This window comes from Amycolatopsis sp. lyj-109, from assembly GCF_046548995.1.
GTDB lineage: Bacteria > Actinomycetota > Actinomycetes > Mycobacteriales > Pseudonocardiaceae > Amycolatopsis.
Genome location: NZ_JAJPWR010000002.1, coordinates 709,397 through 727,994, shown reverse-complemented (window position 1 = coordinate 727,994; position 18,598 = coordinate 709,397). Strand labels below are relative to the sequence as shown.

Below are 18,598 nucleotides of genomic sequence, written 5' to 3'. Positions count from 1 at the left end.
GCCGGGTGACAAGCCGACCCGCGGGGTGGTCGAGCCACCTCGAAGTGCACAATGTGCATGTTGTTGAACAGGCGAAGTGTGTCGGTCGGCCGTGGTCGGCCGACCGGACCGGAATAAGGGGGCTCCTGGTGTCCTGGCAGGAGGAGCTGCGACGGCTGGACGAGGAGCTCGCGGCGGGTCAGCTGTCCGCCGACGAATATCGGGCACGCCGTGACCAGGTGCTTTCCTCGGCCGTTGGAGTGCAGGACCAGCAACCGCAGCCGCCGTCGCCTTCGAGCGCCGACGCGACCCAGGTGATCGCTCCGATCAGCCCGCCCGGCGGGACACCGCAGCCGAACCCCGGTGACGCCGAACGCACGCAGGCGGTTGCCTGGCAGCAGCAGCAGCAGCAGCGGCCCGGTGACCCCGACGCGACCGCCTACGTGCCGCCCGTGCAGTCGCAGCCGTTCTCGCCGCCCGGCGGGTTCGCGCCGCCGCCGCAGGGTACCGACGACAACCCTGAACGCACGCAGGTCGTCCGCAACACCGGCGAGTACCAGCCGAGCTACCAGAGTTATTCGCAGCAGCCGCCCGCCCAGCCGGGCTGGAACCAGGTGCCGCCCGGTTCCGCCGCGCCGCCGTGGAGCACCGACGACAGCGGGCAGGCGCACAACCCGAACGACCTGAGCTGGATGCGCCAGGGTCCGGAGTCCTACTTCGAGACCAAGAGCGGGTCCGGCAAGAAGAAGGTCATCAGCATCGTCGCGGCGGTGCTGGTCTTGCTGCTCGCCGGATTCGCCATCTGGTGGTTCGGGCTCCGCAGCGACTCGACGCCGGTCGCCGGCCAGACGGGCACCCCGACGACGACCGCGCCGAGCACCACCCCGCCGCCGCCGAGCGTCGCACCCACCCGGGTCCCGCCGATGCCCGGCAAGGCGAGCGACAAGAACGGCACGATGAGTGTCGACGAAGCCGTGCAGAATGAGTTCCTGAACCCGGCCGAGGCGAGCTCGATCAAGGTGGCCGGTTCCGCGTACGTCAGCTGCCAGGCGTCCACCAACAACCCGTTCGACTACACGGTCCTGCTGGTGAACACCAAGAGCGTCGCGGATGCCGAACGGCTGGCGCAGACGCTGCAGCGGCCGGGTTCCGGCACCGGGCTCCAGCCGGTCGGCGACCGCGCCGGGCTCCCGCAGTCGGTCGGGGTGTTCAAGGCGGTCCTGCCGGACCACACGACCTACCGGGCCGTGTACGTCTCGGGAGCCGCGGTGATCCGGGTGGACGTCAACCAGGCGCCGGCCACCGACACGGCCGTGACCAAGGAGTTCCAAGGCGTCATGAAGGCGATGCTGGAGAACGTTCCGAACTCGTGACCGGTGCGCAGGTGACCACGCCGCTCCGGGCCGGTGCCGAGCCGGACGAGTACGGCTGCCGGGTGTTGTCCACCGGCGTCTCGGACTACTCCGACGGGGCCGAAGATCTGGTCACCGCCCTGCTGGAGAACGCGCAGGACCGTGGTTCGCTCAGTGACGAGCTGACGCTCGCCGCGCGGACCTGGCCGGAGCGCTACCACCTCGATCACGGCCGCGCGAACGTGTTGCGGGCGCTGGACTTGCCGTCCGGCGCCGCGGTGCTGGAGATCGGCTGCGGCACCGGCGCGGTGACCAGCTACCTGGCGGAACGGTGCCGGCTCGTGGACGCCGTCGAACCGGTGCCGAGCCGGGCCCGCGGGGCGCGCGCCCGGACCCGGGACTTCGGCGACGTCGAAGTCTTCGTCGGCGGGATCGACGACGTCCCGGCCATCGAGGCGTACGACATCGTGGTGGTCATCGGCGTGCTGGAATACGTCGGCGCGGGCAGCAACGACGACGACCGCTACGCGAATTTCCTGCGCGCGGCGCACGCTCGGCTCCGGCCGGGTGGGACGCTGGTGCTCGCGATCGAGAACCAGTTCGGCGTCAAGTACCTCTGCGGAGCCGCCGAGGACCACACCGGACTTCCGTGGGACAGCGTGGCCGGCTATCCGGCGGGCGGCGTGGCCCGGACGTTCTCCCGCGCCCGGCTCACCGGCCTCGTCGAGCGATCCGGGTTCACCGGGACCACCGTGCTCGGCGCCTTCCCGGACTACAAGCTGACGCGGACCGTGCTCACCGACGAACTCCTCGCCACCCATCCGCGGCTCGCCAAGCAGCTGCCCGGTTTTCCCAGTCCCGACTGGGCGGCCACCGGGGCGCGCGTCGCGGACGAGGGGCGCGTCTGGGCCGAGCTCGTCGATGCCGGACTGGCCGCGCACCACGGCAATTCCTTCCTCGTGCTAGCCGGCAAGGACGCAGAACCGCGGGTCTGGCCGCGGGAAACGCTGGCGGCGTTCTTCAGCACCGACCGGGCCGCGGACTTCTGCACCCGGTCGGTCGTCGAACGCAGCGGCGGCACGCTGAGGGTGCGCCGGACGCCGCTGGCCGACCGGCCCGGCTCGGCGCACGGCGTCCGTGTCGTGTCCACAGTGGACGAAGTGGTCGATGTCCCGACCGTGCTCGACGTCGTGCGCGCGGAACCCGGCCGGCTGACGGACCTGCTCGGCCAGTGGCGCGAATTCGTGCTCGCCCGGGCCGGCGAGCTGGGCCCGCGGCTGTGGGACCTGACCCCGCAGAACCTGCTCGTGACGGAATCGGGGCTCGTCCCGATCGACCTCGAATGGTCGGTCGACGGCTGCTCGGCGGACGACGTTCTCGCCCGCGGGATCCTCATCACCGCCGACGAACTGGCTCGGGGCGGGCACGCCGAGGGGCCGACCGTGGGCGACGTCGTGCGCGACCTCGGCGAGCGGCTCGGCCTGGCCGAAGCGGTCGTGCTCGGTGTCGTGCCGGCGGAGGCGCGGTTCCAGGCCGTCCGGCAGGCGGGCCGGTGCGATCCGGAGTACCTGGCCGCGCGGACCGAAGAACTGACGCGGGCCTGGACGGTCCGGCTCGCCGAACCGTCCGGCCGCTGACGCTCAGGCGCGCATCGACTCCGGCAGCATCCGCCGCATCGCGCGGCGCGTCGGTTCCTCGAAGAAGCGGTGCAGGACGTGGGCGATGACGATCGTCATCGCGAGGAAGCCCAGCACGATCAGCCGGTACTCCCAGCTGGTCGGCATGTCCGTGAGCTTCAGCTTGGTCTGGATGACGTGCCGCATCACGTCGATCACCAGCCAGTGCACCAGGTACAGCGCGAACGAGACCTTGCCGCCCCAGACGAGCAGCCTGGTCCGCAGCAGCCACGCCATCGGCTCGCGGTTGCCGATCGCCAGCCCGCCGATCAGCAGCAGGAACAGCGGCACCACGACCACCGTTTCGGCCGAGCCCCACATGATGTGGCCGTTGATCCGCCAGTCGAGGCCCATGTTGAAGCGGCGGAACGAGTCGAAGTGGTGCACCAGGAAGATGATGGCGACGATCACCACGAACACGACCGTCGGCCGCAGGAACCACGGCAGCCGCGCGGAGCGGCCGTACCGCAGCACGATCAACGCGGTGAACGCGCCGCCGAAGAACTCGGTGAGTACGCGCAGCGGGATCATCCCCGGCACCAGCGCGTTGTGGAACAGCAGCAGGTCGCTGCCGTCCTCCATCGTGACGCCGATCGCGACGATCGGGAACACCGACACCAGCGCGCACAGCACGAGCGAGCGGACGCGCACGGTCTTCAGCATCTTGGCCAGCACGGCGACCGCGACGCTGAACACCAGGTACGCCAGCCACTCCGCGCTCAGCGACCAGTCGATCGGGTTCCACTGGTCCGGCTCGATGAACCAGCCCTGGATCAGCAGGACGTGCTCGAGGAACCGGGCCGGGCTCGCGGCCGCCTGGAGGCTCGCGTCATTGTTCATCTGCAGCGAGTAGGCGCGGTAAAGAGCCCAGCCGAGCAGCACGAGGAACATCACCGGCCAGATCCGGCTCAGCCGCAGCCAGAGGAAACCGAGCGCCTTGCGCGGCGTCCACGGTTCGCTCATCCGGTCGAGGTGGGTGTAGGTCATGATGAAGCCGCTGAGCACGAAGAACAGGTCCACGCCGAGGTAACCGGAGTCGAACAGCGGTGCCAGCCGGCCCAGGAACGGGAACGACGAGACCAGTTCGGGGCGGAAGTGGAACGCCAGCACCCACAGCGCCGCCAGTGCGCGCACCCCGGTCAGCTGCGGGATGAACGCCGGGAGCGGCCCCTGCTCCAGATCGGCCTTCGTGGCGGCCTGCGCCGGTTCGGCACGCCGCTCGGCGGTGATCGCCGGCAGCACGTCCGTGGTCTCGGTTGCGTCCATTTCCTACCGTTTCGCGTTCGTCGCGGCCCAGGCGCGCTGGGGATCGAGGTCGACCGGCCGGGCCGGCGGATCGGGCACCACCCGGGACAGCAGAACCTGCTGCACGAGCACCGTCCGGGCGTTCCGGGCGGCGGCTTCCCGCCAGAGGCCGTGGTGTTCGAGCCCCTCCAGCCACGGGTCGTCCGGCCAGCCACCCAGCCGGTCGAGCACGGTCCGCCGCACCAGGTACCCACTACCCAGGTAGGGCAGCCGGGCCAGCCGCCGCGCTTCCGGGGGAAGCGCCCCGACGAGGCCGGCCACCGGGTCCGCGACCGGGCAGTGGGCCAGGTCCGCGTCCCCGCGCACCGCGGCCAGCAAGCGGGCCACGAGGTGCGGTGAGCATCGCATGCCCGCGTCCAGGACCAGCACCAGGTCGGCTCGCGAGCCCGCCAGCAGCCGGTTGTACGCGTAGCCCGCGCCGCGGGCGATCGGGTGGTGGAGCAGGTCGTAGGGCTTCGGCCCGGCGGGTTCGGCGGTGCCGTCCTGGCACACGAGGACCCGGGACGGCACCGCGGTTCCGCGGGCCAGGTCGTCGACCAGGGCCATCACACCGGGGTCGCCCGCGCGGCGCACGATCAGCACGTCGAGGTCGTCGACGCGGTTCCCGGCGCTCGGCGCGAGCGGCAGGGCGGCCGGCGTGCTGAGCACGCCGTCGGTGCGCCGGGCGGCTTCCGTGCGTTCGACGATGAGCCGCGCCGCGAGTTGCCGGTCCGGTCCGGGCTCGGCGCCGAGCGACGCTTCGCCGCGGAACCGGGGATCCCAGCTCGGGGTGTCGACGGCCAGCGGCGTCTCGGACGGCGGCCGCACCACCGGTGTCGTTCGCGGCGGCCGGTCCGAGCGGGCCGGTGCCGGATGCCGTTCGGCCAGGTCGGCCGCCAGTTCGAGCAGCCGCCGGGCCGACGGGCCCATGTCCAGCTCTTCGCGGACGAAGCGGTAGGCCTCGGTGCGGATCGACCGCTCCAGGCCGCGTTCGCGCAGCAGCGCCGCGGTGGCCGCGCCGACCACCGTCTCCCGGGCGACCACCAGGTGCTGTCCGGCGGTGAACGGGGCCAGGTCGCGGCTCGGCTCGGTGACGGCGACGCAGCCGTTGCACGCCGCTTCCAGCACGCGCACCCACTCCAGCGCGCGCGACGCTTCCCGGTGCAGGTTCAGCAGCACGCGGCTGCGCGCGAGGTGCTCGTGCTTCGCGCGGTTCATCAGGAAGTCCGGCCGCGGCTTGACCATCGGTTCGTGCGGCGGGGTCAGCAGCCGCACTTCGAGGCCGTCCAGGTCGCGTGCGGCACGGGCCAGCAGGGCCGAGCGCCGGTGTTCGGCGGTGCCCAGGTAGGTGACGTCGATGTCGCGCGGGCTGTCCGGGTCGCCGCCCCACCGGTCCCACAGCGGGGTGTAGCCGAGCTGGAACCGCCGGACGTCGTGCCCGCGGCGCACGAGTTCGTCGGTCGAGTCGGCGTTGATGTCCACGGCGCCGCCGAACCGCGGCAGCAAGCCGGCGCTGGTGTCGAAGGTGCGCGTGCCGGGGTGTTCGACGCAGAACGCGATCGTCCGCCGCAGCTGGTCCGGCCGCGGGCGCTGGTGCTCGGGCAGCACCACCAGGTACTCGTGCGGGACGACGACGAACACCGTGTCGTCGTCCTCCTCGGGCAGCGGCCCGAGGTGGGTTTCGGCCCGGCCGCCCACCGAGCGCACGGCGTCGGCGACGACCTCGAGGAGCTCCTCCATGAACGAGCTGCCGCCCGGCGCGGACGCCAGCACGAGTCGGGGGTCGGCCACCGTCAGAGGGTCTTCCGGCGCACGGTGCGCAGCGGCGCGGTCACCCGCCAGCTGAGCGTGTGGCGGTGCGCTTCGAGCTCCTGCGTGAGCTCGGCGACCCGGCGGCGCAGCTGCTCGGCTTCCCGCTCGTCGTGGTGGACGACCTCGGGCAGGTCGGCGCCGTGCAGGGCGAGCTCGGCCTGCAGCAGGTCCATCCGGAGCTGGTCGCGCTCGGTCCGGGTCCGCTCCAGCTCCTGCCGGGCGAGGTCGCGGTCGCGGCGCAGGGCGTCCAGTTCGACGCGGGCCTCCGAACTTTCGTCGACCTGACGGCGGAGGTCGTCGTTGGTGCGGGCTTCTTCGGCGAGCCGTTCCTGCACGCGGAGGGATTCGCGCAGGTCCGCGTCGGCGCCCCGGAGCCTGCCGAGCAGGCGCTCGCGCTCGGCCATCAGCACCGAGCGTTCCGCGCGCAGCTGCAGCAGCTCGGCGCGCACGGACGCGGGAACGGCGTACTCGACCGGTTCGTCGGCGGCCGGGGTGATCGGGCCTTCTTCGGAGCTCATGCGCACACCTCGCTGACGCTCGGTGCGGCCTGAGCGGCCAGCGCAGTGTTGAATGATTCGCTCGCAAGCTCGCTCATGCGTGCCGTTCCTCGGTACCGGTGCCTCGGGCGAGGCCGTTCAGGATGGTGGAGAACTCTTGACCGTAGTGCGCGGAGTCCAGGAAGGAACCGACGCCGGCCAGCGCGCGCTCGGCGATCCGCTCGCGGGCCGCGGGCGGCGTGTCCAGCGCCCGCAACAGCCCCACGGTGAGCGCGTTGAGGTCGTTGGGCAGGAAGAGCCAGCCGCTCTCGCCGTCGCTGACGATCTCACGGGTGCCGAACACGTCGGCGGCGACGACCGGCACCCGGAACGCCATGGCCTCGAGGATCGAGCGCGGCAGCGACTCGATGTCGGAGCTGTTGACGAACAGGTCGGCCGCGCGCAGCCACGGCAGCGGATCGCGGGCGATCGGCACCAGGCTGACCGAGCCGCCCAGCCCGGCCGCCTCGACGTAGTCCGCCAGCGCGTCGCAGTACGGCGATTCGTGGGTACCGACGATCACCAGGTGCGCGTCCGGGTGCGTGGTCCGGACCTGCTCGAACGCCAGCAGCAGCGGGGCGTGCCCCTTGCGCGGTTCGCTCACGCCGATGTTGACCAGGACGGTCGCCCGCTCCGGCAGCCCGAGCTCCCGCCGGACCTCTTCCTTCGTCGTGTACAGCGCCTGCTTGGCCGGGGCGAGGTCGATGCCGTACCGGACGGTGATGCATCGGCGCGGCCGAGACCACGGCAGGAACATCTCGCGCGTGGCGTCGGCGACGAAGAGCAGCGCGTCGGCGTCCGACAGGCAGTGTTCCCAGCGGGCGCGGACCAGCGGGTCGAGCGCGTCCATGCCCCAGTTCAGGTACGCGAAGTCCTCGAGGCTGAAGCTTTCGTGGATGACCCACGCGACGGGCAGGCCCGCCCGCATCGCCGCGTCGACCCCGGCGAACATCCCGAGCGTGTTGACCAGGACGACCCCCGCCCCGGACGCGGTGGCCAGCATGGCCAGCTCGCCGACGTACGCGGTGTAGGTGACCGCGTCCTGGACGCGGTGGTGACCGGTGACGTGCACCGTGACGCCCAGCTCTTCCAGCTCGGCGCGCAGGGGACCGTCTTCCGGCGAAACCAGCGTGATCTTGTGCTCGTGCGGGCCCGCCAGGTGGCGCAGCAGTTCGCTGAGCCAGAACTGGCCACCGCCGACGCGCAGGCTGTGGGTCACCACCAGGACGTGGTCGGTGTCGACAGCCGCCTTGACCCGGCCGAGGAGCTCTTCGGTGAACGCCGTCGAGCGCTGGACGGCCTCGGCGTCACGCCGGCTGACGGGCCGCCTGCGCAGCGTCGCGTACCGGGTGGGCGAGGTCCATTCGCGGCCGTCGCGGGTCCACGCGCGCACGCGGTAGGCCACCTTGCGGCTTTCGCCGGGGGCCTGGGGCAGGGCGATGCGGGCTTCGTAACCGCTCAACCCGGCCTGCCGGACCTGACCGGGCAGCGTGCTGGTGACGTCCGGCCGGGGCAGCATCAGCCGCGCCCGCTGCGGTGCGGCGCCTTCGACGTCGACTTCCACGTGGCTGGGCAGCTTGCCGTCGAGCAGCAGCCAGCCCGAGACGACCATGAGGTCACCGGCGATCTCGGCATCGGCGGCCGGGAAGTCGATCTCGCCGAGCGGCGCGGGCTCGCGGTAGCTGCTCTCCGGCCAGACGGTCGTGTGGCTCAGCTCGGTGCCGTCGGGCGCGGTGACCGTCGTTTCCGCGCCGACCGGCTGGTCGCACTCGGCCTCCGCCCGCCACGTCCAGACCGGCCAGTCCGCGGGGACGCCCGGCACCGCGTCGGTGCCACGCTCCCAGTGCACCGTGGCGACCCGGCCGCCGATCCGGACGGTGCTGCCGTCCGGGCCGGCCGGCGAGACCAGCCAGCCGCCGACCGAGATCCGGTCGGCGGTCACCGAAGCACCGGCGGCGTCCACGCCGGCGAGCCACGGCAGCTCCCGCTCGATCATCTTGTTCCTTCGTCCGTGCGCGGTGCCGCGCTCATCGCCGGGGGTGGTTCGCGAGCTGTTCGCTCAGCGTCTTGACCACAGCGGGGGCCAGGATAGGGCTTTGCCCGCCGATGAGGTTGCGTTCGGCGATTTCGATCACCACGACGTCGCTGTCGACGAGCTTCGCCGCGGCCGCCGAGGCGTCCTGCTGGACGTAGTCGGAGTGCATGATCGTCAGGTCCGTGAACGCGGCCGCGAGGTACATGTTGGCGAAGCCGGTGAACGAGTCGCCGATCATCGCGACCTTGTCGGAGATGGTCCCGGTGGCCGGCCGGCCGTGCAGCTCGATGGGGATCGTGTTCGGCTGGCCGAAGAACGTGCGGGTCCGGTCCGCGCCGCCGTCCGGGGCCAGCGACTCCAGCTCGGCTGGCTCGCTGCCGGTGCGGCCGATCAGCGGCGGCAGGTCGGTCAGCTTGTCGAACGTCTCCTTGGGCGCGGTCCGCCAGGTGCTCGTCACGCCGGGCCGGAGGTTTTCGGCCAGTGCCCGGACCATGGTCAACCCACCGTGGAACTGCCAATGGGTGTCCTGCTTGAAGTAGATCGGGGCACCACGGCGCTGCGACTCGGCGAGCAACGGCTGCCGCAGGTCCAGGTAGCCGACCTCGGTGTCCAGCCGCTGCCACATCGTCCGGGCGGCGACGGGGGCGCAGTCCTTGCCGGCGTACTGGTCGGGCAGGAACTGGGGGAAGATGTCCGACTTGTCCGGCGGGACGATCAGCACGAGCCGCCGTCCCGACGCCTCGACGGCCCGGCGGAGACCGATCAGCTCGCCGATCACGTCGGCGGACGGGATGATCGGGTTGCACTTGGCGTACATGTCGTTGCCCAGGTACAGCCAGCCGTCCCGGCCTTCGACCACCGGCGGGTAGTTGCTGTTCGTCTGGCCCTGCACCGGGCCGGTCTCCGGCCGGGCGGGCGGCTGGTTCGCGACCGGGCCGACGCCGGGCTGGGTGCCCTGCGCGCCGAGCGGCGGCGGCTCCCCGAACACGGACCGGCTGATCGCGTCCTCCGCCTGCACGGCGGCCTGGCGGCCGGGCAGCCAGTCGGTGGCCCACGCGCTGAGTCCGCTGAAGAACCCCCAGCCGTCCGCCGGGCTCGGGAAGTCGTGGAGCTGGTGGTTTTCGAACGCCGCCGGCCTGCCGAACACGCCGAGCGACACCATCGGAGCCAGGAAGAAGACGAGCGCGCAGATCAGGGCCACCTGCTGACGGCCGTGGCGCGGCCGGTACATCGAGTGGCCATTCGGCAGCCATGCCTCGTGGACGGTCAGCGGCCGGACCCGCTTATCCGGCTTTCCGCCTTCCAAATGCACCGACACGCCTCAACCATAGTCCGGCCCGAGCGGGCGTCGGGATTCCGCCTGCCGTCACCCGTCAGGACCCCGAAACTGTCGTACATATGTTCTAAAATTGGCGTTGTCCAGGGGAGATGCCGCCCGCGTCCGCGGGCGGCGTGATGGAGGAAGGCAGGGCCATGGCCTACATCACCCTGTCCACATTCGTGGGCTACAGCGCGAGTTCCGGGCCGTCGCGGTCGTCGTTCGTCCGGCGGCAGCGCCGGCAGTACGAAGATCCGGCCCGGGCGGCGTTCAACTACTACCGGCGGGCGGCCAACGCGGTGCGGTCCGGGCGGGCGGCGAACCAGGACGAGGTGGCGCTGCGCGCGCTCGTCAACGCCGCCGACGAGCGGACGAAGCCGCACTACGCGGCGATCGCCGAGGGCTGGCTGCGATACCTCGGCCGCAAGTCGCCACGGCTGGTCGAGGTGGGGCGCGGCCGGTGCCGGATCGGTGAGCTCGAAATCGGCGTCAGCCCGCAGATGGGGCTGCGCAAGAGCGACGGCCGCCCCTACGCGACCTGGCTCTACTTCAAGGAGGAGCCACTGGCGAAGGCGTCGGCGCAGCTCGCGCTCTGGGTGCTGGAGCAGGCGATGCCCGACATCCTGCCCGGCGGCGAGGCGCTGGTGATCGACGTCCGCCGGGCGAAGGAGTATCGGCTTTCCGCCCGCGACCGGGCCCGGATGCGACCGTGGGCCTGCAGTGAGGCCTCGGCGTTCCTCACCCTCTGGGACGCGGCCTGAGCCCGGGAGGCGCCGGGCGTTGCCCCGGCGCCTCCCGCTCGGCCGGCGAGCAGCACGCGCCGTGACTACTTGGCGGAACCCACCCGGACGAGTGACACACCTCGCGGCTGGCGGACGGGGGCTGGACAAACCGGAGGCCGAACACGAAGCTTTCGCGTGTTCTTCCGCGCCTGGCCGACTCGAGGTCTCAAAACGTGAATGCTTCCTGGGAAGCCGTCTCCCGCGTCGTCGACGAGCCCGCCTGGTACTGGGTGTACGACAAGCTGGCGTTCTGGCCGAGCACCTACGCGCACGCCTGGCCCGGGTTCCGGGAGCCGGCGCCGTCGCGGACGTGGGACCTTTCGCCCGGGAACCTGGACCGTGCCTCGGCGGAGTTCCGGCTGGGCCCGTACGCGGTCGAGGAGCACCAGGTCGGGACGATCGCGCTGGCCGCGTTCCGCGAGGTCTGCGGCCCGAACGACTGGATGTGGGCGCTGCACTGGCAGCACCAGTCCTACCGCGTCCGCCCGCACCTGATGTCCGGGAGCGCCCGGTGGCCGGTGCCGGTGTTCCCGCGTGCGGACTACCACCTGTTCCTGGCCGCGGACTTCTCCTACGGCACGCTCGGCCACCCGTGGGAGCGGACGCTGTGCGTGTTCGGCGAGAAGCTGGTGCCGGCGTTCGAGCGGCTCGGCGAAGGCGTGCTGACGAACGTGCTGCGCCGCGACGGGAAGCCGTCGGAGACAACCGGGGCTTCGCCCCGGGCCGGGGGCTTCGCCACCCGGACCCCCGAAGAGCCGTCCGAGCTGGCCCGCTGAACCGCTGGTTGATCTCTTGCTACCGTTCTGCGGGTGTTCGAATATCACGGCTGGGTGACCATCCAGGCGACCGCGAGCGGCGATGACGACGCGGCGCTCCTGGAACGCCTGGTCGACCGCGTCCACCGCGCGATCCGCGACGCGGGCGACTTCGACTTGGTCGACCTCCGCTGGAGTGCCGGAATGCCGATGCTCCACTTCGGCGGTTTCGACAAGCACGGCGGCGATCTGGGCCCCGAACTCCTGACATTGTTCACCCGCGCGGGCGAATTGGCTCCGGGTTCCTACGGCCTCTTGCACACGTGGGACGACCAGGACACGGAGAACGACAACAACTTCCGCGTGTACCGAATGGCCCGAGGCCAGGTGACCGAGCGCGAAGACCCTCACCTGACCCCGGTGGCCCCCACCGTCCTGGACACCTACGAGCTCTGACCCACCCCGCAACGCCGGATCCCCCGAGGCCAGGGCACCTTCCCAGGCCTGACGAACGCACCGTGGGGGTCCGGGGGCTCGGCCCCCGGGTGAAACGACGAAAGGGTTGTATCGGCGCGTTCTGCCGATACAACCCTTTCAACCCTTGAGAGCGGATGACGGGATTCGAACCCGCGACCCTCACCTTGGCAAGGTGATGCGCTACCAGCTGCGCTACATCCGCGTTGTCTTGCTGATGGAGAGAACTCTATACCGTCCCTGTGAGCGTCGTGTCACCGGGTCCCCCTCTCCCCGGACCGGTGCTTCGGTGTCACAGCTGGCGTACAAGGGGTGACGACGGCTGATTCCCTCCGTATGGTGTCTCCATTCGACCGAATGGGGAAACCTTCGGGGAGGAGGTGCCGGGCCGGATGACCGAGCTGGGCACGGTGCCGCCACCAGCGGCCTCGGAATCCGACGAGCAGGCACTGCTGCAACGGCTCCGCAACGGCGAGAATGCCGCGTTCGGGGAACTGTTCGAGCTGCACGCCGCCGCGGTCCGCCGGCTCGCGCAGAGCCTGGCGGCCGATCGGTCCGAGGCCGAGGACATCACCGCGGAGACGTTCTTTCGCGTGTTGCAGGCTCTTCGCCGGGGTGCCGGTCCCCGTGACTACGTCCGCGCCTACCTGCTGACCGTGGCCCGCCGCGTTTCGTGGGAGTGGCACGGGGCGCGCCGGGACGTCCCGGTGTCCGACGACGAACTGACTTTCCGCGCCGGGGCGGGTGCCGACACGCACGCCCGCACGGCCGAGCACACGCTGATCACGACGGCGTTCACCAGCCTGCCGGAGCGGTGGCGGACGGTGTTGTGGCAGACCGAGGTCGAGGGTGAGCAGCCCGCGATGGTCGCTCCCCATTTCGGGTTGAGCGCGAACGCGACCGCCGCGCTGGCCCGGCGGGCCCGGCAGGGGCTGCGTGCGGCGTACCTGCAGGCGCACCTTTCGGTGAACCGCGGGCCGGATTCGTGCCGGGCGGTCGTCGAAAAGCTCGGCGGGTTCACCGCGGGCAGTGTCACCGGCGCCGAGGCCGAGCGGATCAAGGCGCACCTGCACGGCTGCCCGTCGTGCCGGGCGACGCAGGACGAGCTGCGGGACGTCTGCTCGTCGCTGCGGGCGCACGCCGGGGTGCTGGTGCTGCTGGTGCCGGCCGCCGCGTCGGTGGGCGGCAGCGGGGTGCTGGCCGGGCTCGGTGCGACGGTCAAGGGTGTCCTGGTCGGTTCGAAGGTCAAGATCGGGCTGGCGCTGGCGTCGACCGCCGCGGTGGGTGCCGTCGGCGTCGCGGCCGGGCCGGTGCTGTTCGGGGCCGGGCCGGTGCTGGACGTCGGGCTGTCCGGCGGGGCGCCCGAGCTGGTCGTGGTGCCGCCGTCGGAGACGCACCACCAGCCGCCGCCGCAGGCACCGCCGGAGCCGCGGATCGGCATCGGCGTGCTCAACGGCCGCGGCACCGGGGTCGCGGTCCCGGCCCGGTCGCGGAACGGGGAGCGGCAGGTTGCCGCGAACGAAGTGCCGGAGCTGCCGGTCGCCGGGGAGGTCCCGGTCGCGGCGGTGGACGGTGCCCAGCCCGCCCCGCGCGAAGACCTCACGTCTTCGACGTTCGTCGCGTCCGACCAGCCGGCGACGTCGCCGCGGCTGGACTCGTCGAGGCCCGACCTGACGATGACGACCGAGTCCACCGACGCGCCCGTGCCGGAGGACGCCGAAGCGCCCGACCTGTCGCCGACCGGCCGGCCCGGCAAGCCGGCCCCGTCGTCGGATGACGCGGAGAAGCCCGCGCCGAAGGACGACGAGACCGACGACACCGAGCCGCCGCCGGAGCCGTCGACGACGGTGACGCCGACTTCGGGCAAGCCGTGCCCGGCCGGCACGTCCGCCGTCACCGGGTCGGGCGAACCTGCGGACCCGGCACCGGCCGCACCGTCGGGTTCTTGATCAGCGGTGATCTCCTCCACCGGGCGAGATGTCCGGTTCCTCCCTCGCGCGGGTGAGCCCGGGCACGGTACCGTTGAGGCGCTCACCCTGCGGGCGCCCCGGGAGGCAACTGAATGAACCGGCTGGTACGCGGCGAAGACGGCCGCGACTGGGTGGTCCGTGCCCAGATGGAATGGCGCGCACCGGCAACGGCCGACGACTTCGAGCACGACGTCGCGGGCAGCTACGGGCCCGGGATCGCGATGATCGTCGTCACCACGCTGCTGGCCGTGATCCTCGTCGTGTGGACGCCCGACCAGGTCAACATCCCGGCGTGGGTGCTGCTGGCGCTGCTGCTCGTGGTGCTGTTCTTCCCGCTGCGGTGGATCCTGCGCCGTCCGTGGACCGTGGTCGCGGAGACCGAGGGCGACGTGACCGGGGACAGGCCGTCCGAGCGCTGGGTCGGCACCATCCGCGGCATGTTCACCGTGCAGGGCGAGGTCAAGAAGATCTCCAAGACCATCCAGCGGCATTCGCTGCCGGACTTCGACGGGCCGCTTCACCCGGTCGAGTAGGACACTGGAGCCATGCCCGAGCTACCCGAGGTCGAAGCACTGGCTCACCACCTGCGCGAGAACGCCGTAGGCCGGACGATCTTCCGCATCGATGTCGCATCGCTGAGTGTGCTGAAGACGGCGACGCCACCGTGGACCGAGCTGCACGGCCGCGAGATCACCGGCGCGACCCGGCACGGCAAGCACCTCGACGTCGTGGCCGGTGACCTGCACCTGGTCGTCCACCTGGCCCGCGCGGGCTGGCTGCGCTGGTCCGACGGCCTCGCCGCGGCGCCGCTGAAGCCGGGGAAGGGCCCGATCTCGCTGCGGGTGCACCTCGAGGCCGCCACCGGCCCGGGCTTCGACCTCACCGAAGCGGGCACGAAGAAGGGCCTCGCGGTGTGGGTCGTCAAGGACCCGCAGGAGATCGCGAGCGTCGCGCGGCTGGGCCCGGACGCGCTCGCCGTGGACGCCGCTCAGCTGCGTGCGCTGTTCGCCGGCAAGAACACCCGGCTGAAGTGGGCGCTCACCGACCAGTCGCTGCTCGCCGGGATCGGCAACGCCTACTCCGACGAGATCATGCACCGCGCGAAGCTCTCGCCCTACGCCACGATCGGCAAGCTCGACGAAGGCGCGCTGGAAACCCTCGCCGAGGCGATCCACGACATCGAGACCGACGCCGTCGAGCGGTCGGTGGGGCAGAAGGCGGCCCGGCTGAAGGGGGAGAAGCGGTCGGGCCTGCGCGTCCACGCGCGGACCGGGCTGCCGTGCCCCGTCTGCGGCGACACGATCCGCGAAATATCCTTCGCCGACAAGTCGTTCCAGTACTGCCCGACGTGCCAGACCGGCGGCAAGCCGCTTGCCGACCGCCGGATGTCGCGCCTGCTGAAGTAGCCGGTTCCGGACGCTCGGTAAGGTCTCGGCAACCCTCGGTCAGCGCAGTTGGACAGAAAGTGGGATCAGGCCTTGCACCCGGTCGGTCGAGCGCAGAGCATGGACGCCGTGTCCGGGTTCCCGCTTGCGCAGATCGTCCCGTGGGGTCTTGTGGTGCTGCTCGTCGCCGCGGTGATCGTGCTGCTGGTCAAGCAGCGCCGGCCCGCCAGTGTGGTGGAGGACGCCATGCTGCAGGCGGTGCACCGGATGTCGAAGGCCGCGCCGAACCTGCGCGCGGGCCTGGACGAGGACGCCGCCGACAAGATCACCACCCAGCTGCTGCAGATGCTCGACTGCGTCGCCGTCGGCATCACCGACAGCGAAGGCACGCTGCTGTCCTGGGACGGCGAGGCGAACGAGCACTACGTCGACCTCGTCGACGCGATCGGCGCGGCCATCCGCAAGCACCGCCGCGAGGTCGTGGCGCACGACCGGATGCCGTGCAACCACCGCGGCACCTGCCGGATGAAGACCGCGGTCATCGTGCCGCTGCTGGTGGAGGGCGAGACCGAGGCGGCGCTGATCGTCGTCGGCCGCACTCGCGGGCGGCTGGTGCAGATGGCCGACGCCGTCGCCCAGTTCGTCTGCACCCAGTTCGAGCTGTCCCGGCTCGACGAGTCGAAGCAGCAGCTCCAGCAGGCCGAGATCAAGGCGCTCCGGGCGCAGATCTCCCCGCACTTCGTCTACAACGCGCTGAACACGATCTCCGCGCTGATCCGCACGGATCCCGAGGAGGCGCGCGAGCTGCTTCAGGACTTCGCCGACTTCACGCGCTACTCGTTCCGGACGTCGGGGATGTTCACCTCGCTCGCCGAGGAGCTGCGCAACATCGACCGCTACCTGACCATCGAGAACGCCCGCTTCGGCGGCCGGCTCGAGGTGCGGATGAAGATCGCGCCCGAGGTGCTCAGCGTCGTCGTGCCGTTCCTGATCATCCAGCCGCTGGTGGAGAACGCCGTCAAGCACGGCCTCGCGAGCAAGCCCAGCGGCGGCTGCGTCACGGTGATCGCGCAGGACTACGGCACCGAAGCGCTGATCAGCGTCGAGGACGACGGCATCGGCATGGACCCACGGCGGCTGAAGGACGTCAAGAACGCGCACAGCACCGGCGCGCACGTCGGGCTCGGCAACATCAGCCAGCGCATGCAGCAGGTCTTCGGCAGCGACTACGCGGTGATGGTCGAGACCGCGCCCGGCGCCGGCATGAAGGTGACGCTGCGGGTGCCCAAGTTCGTCCCGGGCGTCCGGCCGAACATGCCGGACTACAGCTCCGAAACCGACTCCGGCGAGGCCGACGTCCCGGCCCAGGGCGGTCCCTCCCAGCTGAACGGCGCCGAGGTGAACGGCGTCAACGGCACGCGCTCCGGCATCCTCCCCATGGGCTGAATCCGCTGACATCCGGGGCTTCGCCCCGGGCCGGGGGCTTCGCCACCCGGACCCCCGAAAAATCCGGCTAGCCTGGCTTCATGAGCGTTACGGACAAACTGGCTTCGCGGATCCCGGTGCTCGCCGACCGGGTCGAGCGCAAGGACGTCGTGGCCGTGGTGAAGCTGCACGGCGTGATCACGCCGTCGCCGTCGCCGCTGGCCAGGGGCGCGATCAACCTCGCCGCCGTCGAATCGGCGCTGACCAGGGCGTTCGGGCACGATCGGCTGAAGGCGGTCGCGCTGCTGGTGAACTCCCCGGGCGGCGCGCCGACGCAGTCGGGCCTGGTCGCCGAGCGGATCCGGCAGCTGGCCGACGAGAAGAACGTCCCGGTACTGGCGTTCTGCGAGGACGTCGCCGCGTCGGGCGGGTACTGGCTGGCCTGCGCGGCCGACGAGATCTACGCCCACCGCACGTCGATGGTCGGCTCGATCGGCGTGATCAGCGGCGGCTTCGGGTTCACCGGCCTGCTGGAACGCTTCGGCATCGAGCGCCGGCTGCACACGGCGGGCGCGAACAAGTCGCGGCTCGACCCGTTCTCGCCGGAGAAGCCCGAAGACGTCGAGTGGCTGAAGAAGATGCACACCCAGCTCCACGACCTGTTCGTGAGCTGGGTCAAGGAGCGCCGCGGCGACCGGCTGACCGACGCGGAGGACCTGTTCACCGGCGACGTCTGGCTCGGCGCGAAGGCGCTCGACCTCGGCCTGATCGACGGCCTCGGCAGCCTCCGGCAGATCATCACCGAGCGCTACCCGGACGCGGAGATCTCGGTGGCCGAGCCGAAGAGGCCGCTACTGGCACGGCTGGGCATCGGCGCACCGGCGGCGGCGTCGGCGGTGCTGGACGCGGTGACGCAGAAGGCGGCCTGGTCCCGCTTCGGCCTCTGAGGAGCAGGCGTTCACCTGGCCGGGCGGCCGGACTTGCCATAACTTCTGAAAAAGTTCAGAATTGCGGCATGGTCACCACCGAAGTGCAGTGGAGCGAGTTGCAGCGCGATCCCAGGAGCGTCGCTGCACTCGCTGACGAAGGCGATGTCCGGGTCCGTCGCCGAGATGGTGCTGCCTTGCTGCTGACCAGGGAAGATCGCGCGCATTCGGCTTCGGAAGGCTCGGTGGCGGCGGCGCGCGCACTGCGCAATGTGCTGGCGCACCTTCCGCATGACGTGGCGGCGACGGCGCTCCTCGACGAATTCCCTTGGGTGGACGTCCTGCCCAAGGCCGAGCAGATCCAGTTCGTCAGGGACTTCGCGCGCGCCTTCCAGGCCTCGGCGGAACTGGGGCAGTGGTCGGTTCTTGCCCAGACGATCACGGAATGGCGCAGTACTGCCGCCATTCATGCCGATCCGGCACTCGCTGCCAAGCTCACCGGACCGATCGACGAAGACCACGGTCCGGTGCCGGGCCCCACGGACGTCTGAACATGCCGGCGAAACGCGGCGATCGTGTTGCGCCGCCCGCCAACACAAGCTGAAGGGTGCCTTCGCCACGCGAGGAATCGGTGGTCGGGCGCTCGACCAATGGCAGTACGAAGTGACTGCCGGCGGCCGGATCTGGTACTGCCCCGATCCGGACAGAAGGATCGTTCGGGTGATCTTGGCGAGTACTGGTCATCCGAAAGGCACCGAATAACGACGCGACGCGGTGACGCAGAAGGCGGCCTGGTCCCGCTTCGGCCTCTGAGCCAGTGGCCTTCCGGGCAGACTTTGTGACCTGGATCACCCAACCCGTGTAACGCCCCTGGAATCGAGGTGGGGCC

General features: G+C 71.2%; 16 protein-coding genes and 1 tRNA gene. 11 read left to right on the top strand and 6 right to left on the bottom strand.

Features of this window, described 5'->3' with window-relative positions; translation table 11 throughout:
- Window positions 1–128: 128 nt before the first annotated feature.
- Window positions 129–1,352: a hypothetical protein gene (locus ACLJQF_RS07315; protein WP_410607422.1), complete on the top strand. Its 1,224-nt coding sequence runs from the start codon at window positions 129–131 to the stop codon at window positions 1,350–1,352.
- An 11-nt stretch (window positions 1,353–1,363) separates the two neighbouring features.
- Window positions 1,364–2,968 (top strand): SAM-dependent methyltransferase, encoded by a 1,605-nt coding sequence (locus ACLJQF_RS07310; protein WP_410607421.1) that lies wholly within the window; start codon window positions 1,364–1,366, stop codon window positions 2,966–2,968.
- Window positions 2,969–2,971: 3 nt separating this feature from the next.
- On the opposite strand, the gene ACLJQF_RS07305 is transcribed toward ACLJQF_RS07310, so the two are convergent.
- The 5 genes from ACLJQF_RS07305 to ACLJQF_RS07285 form a co-directional block, all read right to left on the bottom strand.
- A complete protein-coding gene (locus ACLJQF_RS07305; RefSeq protein WP_410607420.1) occupies window positions 2,972–4,273 on the bottom strand; it encodes an acyltransferase family protein in 1,302 nt (433 codons plus the stop codon).
- 3 nt (window positions 4,274–4,276) lie between these two features.
- A complete protein-coding gene (locus tag ACLJQF_RS07300; protein WP_410607419.1) occupies window positions 4,277–6,082 on the bottom strand; it encodes a glycosyltransferase in 1,806 nt (601 codons plus the stop codon).
- 2 nt (window positions 6,083–6,084) lie between these two features.
- Window positions 6,085–6,621: a hypothetical protein gene (locus ACLJQF_RS07295; protein WP_410607418.1), complete on the bottom strand. Its 537-nt coding sequence runs from the start codon at window positions 6,619–6,621 to the stop codon at window positions 6,085–6,087.
- A gap of 73 nt (window positions 6,622–6,694) precedes the next feature.
- Window positions 6,695–8,635, bottom strand: coding sequence for a glycosyltransferase family 4 protein (locus ACLJQF_RS07290; RefSeq protein WP_410607417.1), 1,941 nt, complete (start codon window positions 8,633–8,635; stop codon window positions 6,695–6,697).
- Between the two features lie 31 nt (window positions 8,636–8,666).
- Window positions 8,667–9,992, bottom strand: a complete 1,326-nt coding sequence (locus ACLJQF_RS07285) for an alginate O-acetyltransferase AlgX-related protein (protein ID WP_410607416.1) — start codon at window positions 9,990–9,992, stop codon at window positions 8,667–8,669.
- Between the two features lie 155 nt (window positions 9,993–10,147).
- Here ACLJQF_RS07285 and ACLJQF_RS07280 point away from each other — a divergent pair, with 155 nt between their 5' ends.
- From ACLJQF_RS07280 to ACLJQF_RS07270, 3 genes are all read left to right on the top strand, one after another.
- Window positions 10,148–10,753 carry a hypothetical protein gene (locus ACLJQF_RS07280; RefSeq protein WP_410607415.1) on the top strand — a complete coding sequence of 202 codons (606 nt, stop codon included), beginning with the start codon at window positions 10,148–10,150 and terminating at the stop codon, window positions 10,751–10,753.
- A 194-nt stretch (window positions 10,754–10,947) separates the two neighbouring features.
- Window positions 10,948–11,550, top strand: coding sequence for a DUF2716 domain-containing protein (locus ACLJQF_RS07275; protein WP_410607414.1), 603 nt, complete (start codon window positions 10,948–10,950; stop codon window positions 11,548–11,550).
- A gap of 33 nt (window positions 11,551–11,583) precedes the next feature.
- A complete protein-coding gene (locus ACLJQF_RS07270) occupies window positions 11,584–11,985 on the top strand; it encodes an immunity 7 family protein (RefSeq protein ID WP_410607413.1) in 402 nt (133 codons plus the stop codon).
- A 150-nt stretch (window positions 11,986–12,135) separates the two neighbouring features.
- Here ACLJQF_RS07270 and ACLJQF_RS07265 read toward each other — a convergent pair.
- Window positions 12,136–12,208: transfer RNA gene (locus ACLJQF_RS07265), tRNA-Gly, on the bottom strand.
- Between the two features lie 187 nt (window positions 12,209–12,395).
- Here ACLJQF_RS07265 and ACLJQF_RS07260 point away from each other — a divergent pair.
- From ACLJQF_RS07260 to ACLJQF_RS07235, 6 genes are all read left to right on the top strand, one after another.
- On the top strand, window positions 12,396–13,952 hold the full coding sequence (locus ACLJQF_RS07260) for a sigma-70 family RNA polymerase sigma factor (protein WP_410607412.1): 1,557 nt from the start codon (window positions 12,396–12,398) through the stop codon (window positions 13,950–13,952).
- Window positions 13,953–14,065: 113 nt separating this feature from the next.
- On the top strand, window positions 14,066–14,506 hold the full coding sequence (locus ACLJQF_RS07255; RefSeq protein ID WP_020642704.1) for a hypothetical protein: 441 nt from the start codon (window positions 14,066–14,068) through the stop codon (window positions 14,504–14,506).
- Window positions 14,507–14,518: 12 nt separating this feature from the next.
- The gene (locus ACLJQF_RS07250) at window positions 14,519–15,379 is read left to right on the top strand and encodes an Fpg/Nei family DNA glycosylase (RefSeq protein ID WP_410607411.1); all 861 of its coding nucleotides are present in this window, start codon (window positions 14,519–14,521) and stop codon (window positions 15,377–15,379) included.
- A gap of 99 nt (window positions 15,380–15,478) precedes the next feature.
- Window positions 15,479–16,804, top strand: coding sequence for a histidine kinase (locus ACLJQF_RS07245; protein WP_410607410.1), 1,326 nt, complete (start codon window positions 15,479–15,481; stop codon window positions 16,802–16,804).
- Window positions 16,805–16,884: 80 nt separating this feature from the next.
- On the top strand, window positions 16,885–17,730 hold the full coding sequence (locus tag ACLJQF_RS07240; RefSeq protein ID WP_410607409.1) for a S49 family peptidase: 846 nt from the start codon (window positions 16,885–16,887) through the stop codon (window positions 17,728–17,730).
- 68 nt (window positions 17,731–17,798) lie between these two features.
- Complete coding sequence (locus ACLJQF_RS07235) at window positions 17,799–18,260, top strand: hypothetical protein (protein ID WP_410607408.1); 462 nt, start codon at window positions 17,799–17,801, stop codon at window positions 18,258–18,260.
- Window positions 18,261–18,598 lie beyond the last annotated feature (338 nt).